Origin of the sequence: Curtobacterium flaccumfaciens (genome assembly GCF_051548005.1) — a bacterium.
Lineage (GTDB): Bacteria > Actinomycetota > Actinomycetes > Actinomycetales > Microbacteriaceae > Curtobacterium.
Map to the genome: position 1 here is coordinate 1 of NZ_JBPUGH010000182.1, position 6,095 is coordinate 6,095.

7 protein-coding genes are annotated in these 6,095 nt (G+C 72.1%); all 7 read right to left on the reverse strand.

Annotation, left to right across the window (positions count from 1 at the left end; genetic code table 11):
- Window positions 1-56: 56 nt before the first annotated feature.
- The 7 genes from ACSW7Y_RS15605 to ACSW7Y_RS15635 are packed head-to-tail and all read right to left on the reverse strand — an operon-like array spanning window position 57 to window position 5,851.
- Window positions 57-1,409: a FliI/YscN family ATPase gene (locus ACSW7Y_RS15605; RefSeq protein ID WP_438127159.1), complete on the reverse strand. Its 1,353-nt coding sequence runs from the start codon at window positions 1,407-1,409 to the stop codon at window positions 57-59.
- Window positions 1,406-2,017: a FliH/SctL family protein gene (locus tag ACSW7Y_RS15610; protein ID WP_438127160.1), complete on the reverse strand. Its 612-nt coding sequence runs from the start codon at window positions 2,015-2,017 to the stop codon at window positions 1,406-1,408. Before ACSW7Y_RS15610 ends, ACSW7Y_RS15605 begins: the two co-directional genes overlap by 4 nt.
- Before the next feature lie 16 nt (window positions 2,018-2,033).
- Window positions 2,034-3,101 (reverse strand): flagellar motor switch protein FliG, encoded by a 1,068-nt coding sequence (fliG, locus tag ACSW7Y_RS15615; protein WP_438127161.1) that lies wholly within the window; start codon window positions 3,099-3,101, stop codon window positions 2,034-2,036.
- Entirely contained in the window at window positions 3,098-4,759 is a 1,662-nt protein-coding gene (gene fliF / locus ACSW7Y_RS15620; protein ID WP_438127162.1) for a flagellar basal-body MS-ring/collar protein FliF, read from the reverse strand. Before fliF ends, fliG begins: the two co-directional genes overlap by 4 nt.
- Window positions 4,759-5,115, reverse strand: a complete 357-nt coding sequence (fliE, locus tag ACSW7Y_RS15625; RefSeq protein ID WP_438127163.1) for a flagellar hook-basal body complex protein FliE — start codon at window positions 5,113-5,115, stop codon at window positions 4,759-4,761. The genes fliF and fliE overlap by 1 nt, the downstream gene beginning before the upstream one ends.
- Window positions 5,115-5,510: a flagellar basal body rod protein FlgC gene (locus ACSW7Y_RS15630; protein WP_096899330.1), complete on the reverse strand. Its 396-nt coding sequence runs from the start codon at window positions 5,508-5,510 to the stop codon at window positions 5,115-5,117. The genes fliE and ACSW7Y_RS15630 overlap by 1 nt, the downstream gene beginning before the upstream one ends.
- Window positions 5,507-5,851 (reverse strand): flagellar basal body rod protein FlgB, encoded by a 345-nt coding sequence (locus tag ACSW7Y_RS15635; RefSeq protein WP_058727224.1) that lies wholly within the window; start codon window positions 5,849-5,851, stop codon window positions 5,507-5,509. Before ACSW7Y_RS15635 ends, ACSW7Y_RS15630 begins: the two co-directional genes overlap by 4 nt.
- Window positions 5,852-6,095 lie beyond the last annotated feature (244 nt).

Consider the following 6,095-nt stretch of genomic DNA (forward strand, 5'->3'; position numbering starts at 1 on the left):
GTCCTGTTCGGCGTGCCGGAGCCGGAGCAGACCGGCGAGGGGGAACTTCCTGGCCATCAGGCACCACCCCCGACGCCGAGCGTGCGCACGAGCGCCGCGAGGGCGTCCCACGACCCGGCTGCGGTCACCCGCTCGTCCATGCCCTGCCGGAGGAACGCGTCGATCGCGTGCTGGTGGTCGACCGCGGCGTCCACGAGCGGGTTCGTCCCGCGCTGGTACGCGCCGACGTCGAGCAGGTCCTGCGCCGCACGGCGAGCGGCCATCACCGTCCGGAGCGCCGTGGCGGCGTCCCGCTGCTCGCGGGTCGTCACCTTGGAGGCGACGCGGGACACCGAACCGAGCGCGTCGACCGACGGGAAGTGCCCGGTGACGGCGAGCTTCCGGTCGAGCACGACGTGCCCGTCGAGGATGCTGCGCGCGGCGTCGGCGATCGGCTCGTTGTGGTCGTCGCCGTCCACGAGCACGGTGTAGAGCCCCGTGACGCTGCCGACCCGGTCGGTCCCGGCCCGCTCGAGCAGTCCGGCGAGCACCGAGAACGTCGACGGCGGGTAGCCCCGGGTGGCCGGCGGCTCGCCGACCGACAGGCCGATCTCCCGCTGGGCCATCGCGACCCGGGTGAGCGAGTCCATCATGAGCACGACGTCCTGGCCGGCGTCGCGGAACGACTCGGCGATGCGAGTGGCGACGAACGCCGCACGGAGGCGCATCAGCGCGGGCTCGTCGGAGGTCGACACGACGACGATCGACCGGGCGAGGCCCTCGGCGCCGAGGTCGTCCTCGAGGAACTCGCGCACCTCACGGCCGCGCTCCCCCACGAGGGCGATGACGTTGACGGCCGCGTCGCTCCCCCGCGCGATCATCGACAGCAGCGAGGACTTGCCCACACCGGAGCCGGCGAAGAGGCCCATGCGCTGCCCCCGGCCCACGGTCGTCAGCGTGTCGAGCACCCGGACGCCGAGCTGCAGCGGCGTGTCGATGCGGGCGCGCCCCATGGCGTCGGGCGTCGGGTGGTCGAGCGGCACCAGGGCGACGGGCGCACCGTCGACGTTCCGCAGCGGACCGCGGCCGTCGATCGGCCGTCCGAGCCCGTCGAGCACCCGGCCGAAGAGCCCGGCGCCGGTCGGGACGAGGACGGGGCGACCGGTGGGGCGGGCAGGTGTGCCGGCGGTGACCCCGACGAGTCGGCCCAGCGGCATGCACCGCACGCCGGAGGAGTCGGTCGCGACGACCTCGACGGTCGTCTGCGGTCCTCCCTCGGCGCCGACGAGGACGACCTCGCCGACGTGCGCGTCGAGTCCCGCGACCGTGAGGCCGAGCCCGACGGCGCTCGACACCACGCCCTGGCGGACCGGCCGGGCGTGCGCGATCGCGGCGTCGAGGCCGCGGGGACGCAGGAGGGTGGCGGTCACCGGGCACCACCGAGGGCTTCGCGGGCGCGGTCGAGCGCGGCACCGATGCGGGCGTCGAGCAGCCCGTCCGGCAGGTCGACGACGGCGTCGCCGTCGGACAGCGTCGGATCGCCGACGACGGGGACCGCCATGTCGAGATCGGAGACGCGCGCCGCGTCGGCGGCGCTCACCCGGACGCGGAGCGCGACCGTCTGGTCGACGGAGGCGAGCGCCCGCAGGACGGTGGCCTCCGCGCCGGACGCATCCCCCGCCTCCCGGCCGTCACCGGTCGCGTCCACCGAACGGGAGGCACGGATCGCGTACCCGACGACGGCCTCGGCCAGGTCGATGGCCGCGTCCGCGAGTGATGCCTCGGCATCACGGAGGACGGGCACGACCTGCGACAGCAGGGCGTTGGTCGCGGCGTCGAGCACGGCGACGCGCCGCACGGTGTCGGCGGTGAGCGAGGCGAGGCGCTGGTCGTGCTCGGCCTGCAACCGGACCTGCAGTGCGGCGGTCTCGGCCTGCGCCGCGCGGAGTCCGGCGGCGTAACCGGCGGCGTGCCCGCGCACCTCGGCCGCCGGGTCGGCGGTGGGGACCGCGCCCGACCCGAGGACGGGGAACGTCATGCGCTGGACGGTCTGGTCAGTCAACGAGCTCGTCCTCCTCCGCGCGGTGGACGGTGATGACGCCCTGGGCCTCGAGTTCACGCACGGAGCGGACGACCTCGGCGCGGGCCTCCTCGACCTGGGACACGCGGATCGGGCCCATCGCCTGCAGCTCGTCGTCGAGGAGCTCGCGGTTGCGCTCGGACACGTTGGCGCGGATGGTCTCGACGACCGGTCCGGCAGCGCCCTTCATCGCGGTCGCGAGGATCTTCGAGTCGATGCCGCGGAGCACCTGCTGGATGTCGCGCGCCTCGAGCTTGACGATGTCCTCGAAGGTGAGCATCCGCGAGCGGATGTCCTCGGCGAGTTCGGGGTCCCGCGCCTCCAGTCCGTCGAGCACGGCCTTCTCGGTCGCGACGTCGGAACGGTTGATGATCTCGACCAGGGGTGCGATGCCGCCGACGACCTCGACGCTCTCGCGGGGCGAGACCACGGCTCCGGCGCGCTGGCGGAGGACGCCGGCGACGATCCCGACGGCCTCCGGGGTGGCGGAGCCCATGGTGGCGAAGGCCTGGGCGACGTCGGTCCGGGCACGCTCGTCGACGCCGGCGAGCACGGCGCTGGCCTGCCCGGGCTTCAGGTGCGCGAGGACGAGTGCGATGGTCTGCGGGAGCTCGCCCTCGAGCAGGGTCACGACCTGGCCGGGCTCGGCGTCGTCGAGGAAGTCGAAGGACTGCCCGGCGAGGTTCGACGCCAAGCGGTCCATGACACCCGCGGCGCGCTCGGCCCCGAACGAGGCCTCGAGCAGGCCCATCGCGGTCTCCTTGCCACCGCGCTTCTGCAGGCGGCCGCTCTGGGTCATGCGGTGGAACTCGGTCATCGTGCGGTCGACCACGGTGTCGTCGACGCGGCGCATCCGGACGATCTCGGCGGAGATCTCCTCGGCCTCGAGCTCGGTGAACTGCTTCATCACCTCGGCGGCGCGGTCGGTCTCCATCTGCATGAGGATGAGCGCGACCTTCTGCGAGCCGGTCAGCGGACGGTCGGCGCCGCCGGAGGAGCCGGGGCCGCCCAGACCGCCGCCGCTCGGGACGAGGGCGCTCACACCGACGCCCGGTCGTCGAGGAGCCCGCGGAGGAGGTCGGCCGTGCGCTTCGGGTCGCGTTCGGCCAGGGACTGGATGTCCTGGCGTCGTCGTTCGGCGCTGATGTCCTCGGTGGTGAGGAGCTCGGTCGGCGCGTCCTCGACGGGGAGGGTCGGCAGTGCGACGGTCGGGGCGTCGCCGGCGCGCAGTGCGTCGGGCTCGTCGACCGCGAGCGGCAACTGGAACGTCTCCCCGGCGAATGCGTCGAGTTCGCCCAGGTCGACCGCTTCGCGCTCCTGGCGTCGAGCACGTCGGGCGATCACCCACATGATCGCGATGAGGGCGAGGAGGCTGCCGATGACGATGCCGGCGGTCCGGATCGTCGCCCAGAGCGAGGCCTGCTGGTCGGCCTGCTGCTGCGCCTTGAGTGCGGCGGCAGCCTGCGAGGCGGCGGTCGTGTCGAAGTCCATCATCGCCACGGCGACCTTGTCCCCGCGGGTCGAGTCGACGCCGGCGGCCCGGGACACGAGGTCGTTGATGCTCTGCAGGTTCGCGTTCTGCACGCTCGCGGCCTTCGAGTTCAGCGCGACGGAGATCGACTGGTTCTCGAGCGCCCCGGCCGGGATCTGCGTCGTCTCGGTGGTGTGGTCGACGGCGTTGTTCTTCGTCGCGGACTCGTTCTTGTAGTCGTTGCCGGTGCCGCTGCTCGCGGTGCCGTTCGGCACCGCGATGTTGTCCGGGCCGAGGACGCCGGTCGCGCCCGCACCGCCGGCACCCGAACCGGCGCCGTACTGCTCGGTCGTGCTCGACTCGTTGAGGGCGACCGGGCCGCTCGTCGGCGCGGCGTACGACTCGGAGGTCTTCGTGCCGGTGTTCTGGTTCATCGTCGCGGAGACGACGACCGTGGCGTTGCCCGCGCCCAGGGTCGTGTCGAGGAGGTCCTGGATCTTCTTGCTCGTGGCCTGGTCGTAGTCGGCCGCCTGGTCGGTACCGCTGCCCGCCGCGCCCGTGCCGACGGCCGAGAGGGTCTGCCCCTTCGAGTCGACGACGGACACGTCGGTGGGCTGCATGCCCTCGACCGCGGCGCTCGTGAGGTGCACGATCGCCTGCACCTGGTCGGAGCTGAGCTGCGCACCGTTCTTCGTCGCGATGAACACCGACGCCGTCGGGTCCTTCTCCTCCGAGACGAACACGGTCTTCTCCGGGATCGCGAGCTGCACCGAGGCGGTCTGCACGCCGTCCATCGCCTGGATCGTCTTCGCGAGCTCACCCTCGATCGCCCGCTTGTAGGTGACGTTCTGCTGGAACTCGGAGCTCGTGACGCCCATCTGGTCGAGGAGCGAGTAGCCGCCCTCGTTCGACGAGGGCAGGCCGTTCGCCGCGGCCTTGAGTCGCTCGGAGTACACGGAGCCCTGCGGCACGAGGATCGTGGCGCCGCCGTCGGTGAGTTGGTAGGGCACACCGTCGGTGGTGAGCTGGTCGGTGACGCTCGAGGCGTCCGCGGCGGCCAGGCCGGTGAAGAGCGGCGCGTAGGACGCCTTGCCGAGCCAGCTGGCGAGCGCGATGCCGCCGAGCACGAGCGCGGCGACGACGAGGATCGCGATGGTCCGCTGGGCGGCGCTGAACCCCTTGACGTAGGCGGCGAGGCGCGCCCAGACGTTCTTGACGGCGACGGGCATCAGGCCTGCATCCTCATGATCTCGTTGAAGGCGTCGACGCCCTTGTTGCGGACGGCCGCGACGAGCTCGAGCGTGACCTGCGCCCGGGTGGCGGCGATCGTGGCGTCGTGGATGTCGTCGAGGTTGCCGGTGACGGCCTTGAGCGCGAGGGTCTTCGAGTCGCTCTGCAGCTGCTGGAGACCGTCGACCGCGTTCCCGAGGCTCGCGGCGAACCCGTCGCCGGACGTGCCGGTCGCGGCGGTCGCTCCGACCCCGGTGGTGCCGGTCGCCCCGGCACCGGTCGCGGCGTCGGTCGCGCCCGCGAAGGCGCGGGTCATGGCGTTGGTGGTCACACCGTTCACGGCGTCGATGGGCATCAGTTCTTCCCGATCTGCAGTGCCGCCTCGTAGGCGGTCTTGGCACGGTCGACCACGGCGGCGTTCGCCTGGTAGCCGCGCTGGGCCATGATGAGGTCCGCCATCTGCGTGCCGAGGTCGATGTCCGGCATCCGGACGTACCCTTCGGCGTTCGCGAGCGGGTTGTCGGGGTCGTACGTCACGCGACCGGCGGCGCTGCCGAACGCGGCGCCCTTGACGTAGGCGCCGGACACGCCGGCACCCTCCTGGACCTCGACGTAGCGGGCCTGGAACGCGGAGTCGTCCATCGAGCGGACGGTGTTGACGTTCGCGATGTTGTCCGAGATCGCGTCGAGCCACTTCCGGTGCACGGTCATGCCGGTGCTCGCGATGCCGATCGCGTCGAAGGTCGTCACGAGTTCGTCCGCATCGCCGCACGGACACTGGTGAGCTCGGCGTTCATCGCCTGCGTCGCGAACTGGTACCGCAGCACCGTGTCGACGTTCGAGAGGGTCTCCTCGTCGAGGTTCACGTTGTTGCCGTTGGTGTTCGTCGGCTCGAGGCTGCGGGCCACCGTCGGGGTCGTCGCGCCGTTCCCGTCGACGATCGACTTCGCGAGAGCGTCCTCGAACTGCACCTTCTCGGCGTGGTAGTTCGGCGTGTTGATGTTCGCGACGTTGTTCGCGATCACCCGCTGGCGCATCGACAGGCCGTCGAGGGCGCTCTGCAGCGCGGCGCTCGTCACGGAATCGAACACAGTTGGACCGTCCCCTTCGGATCGACGCGTCCCCTGACGTCGTCGATGTACGGTGGCCGATCCGTGGCCGGTTGGGCGAGCGATCCCTGCTCGTACGGGCCTGTCGGCCGCCGTGCGCGAGGACGTTAGGCGTCGCCCCGAACGGGGGGCGGGGTGGTGCGCTTCACGAAACGCGCGCGTGTCGACGTGCCACGCGTCGATCGACACGTGCGACGTCGGAACGCGCGCGTTTCGTCGAGAGAGG

What these genes read in the sequence shown, in the direction of transcription:
- ACSW7Y_RS15610 (WP_438127160.1), bottom strand. Translation starts at nt 2,017, where the DNA reads ATGACGTTCCCCGTCCTCGGGTCGGGCGCGGTCCCCACCGCCGACCCG.
- fliF (WP_438127162.1), bottom strand. Translation starts at nt 4,759, where the DNA reads ATGCCCGTCGCCGTCAAGAACGTCTGGGCGCGCCTCGCCGCCTACGTC.
- fliE (WP_438127163.1), bottom strand. Translation starts at nt 5,115, where the DNA reads ATGCCCATCGACGCCGTGAACGGTGTGACCACCAACGCCATGACCCGC.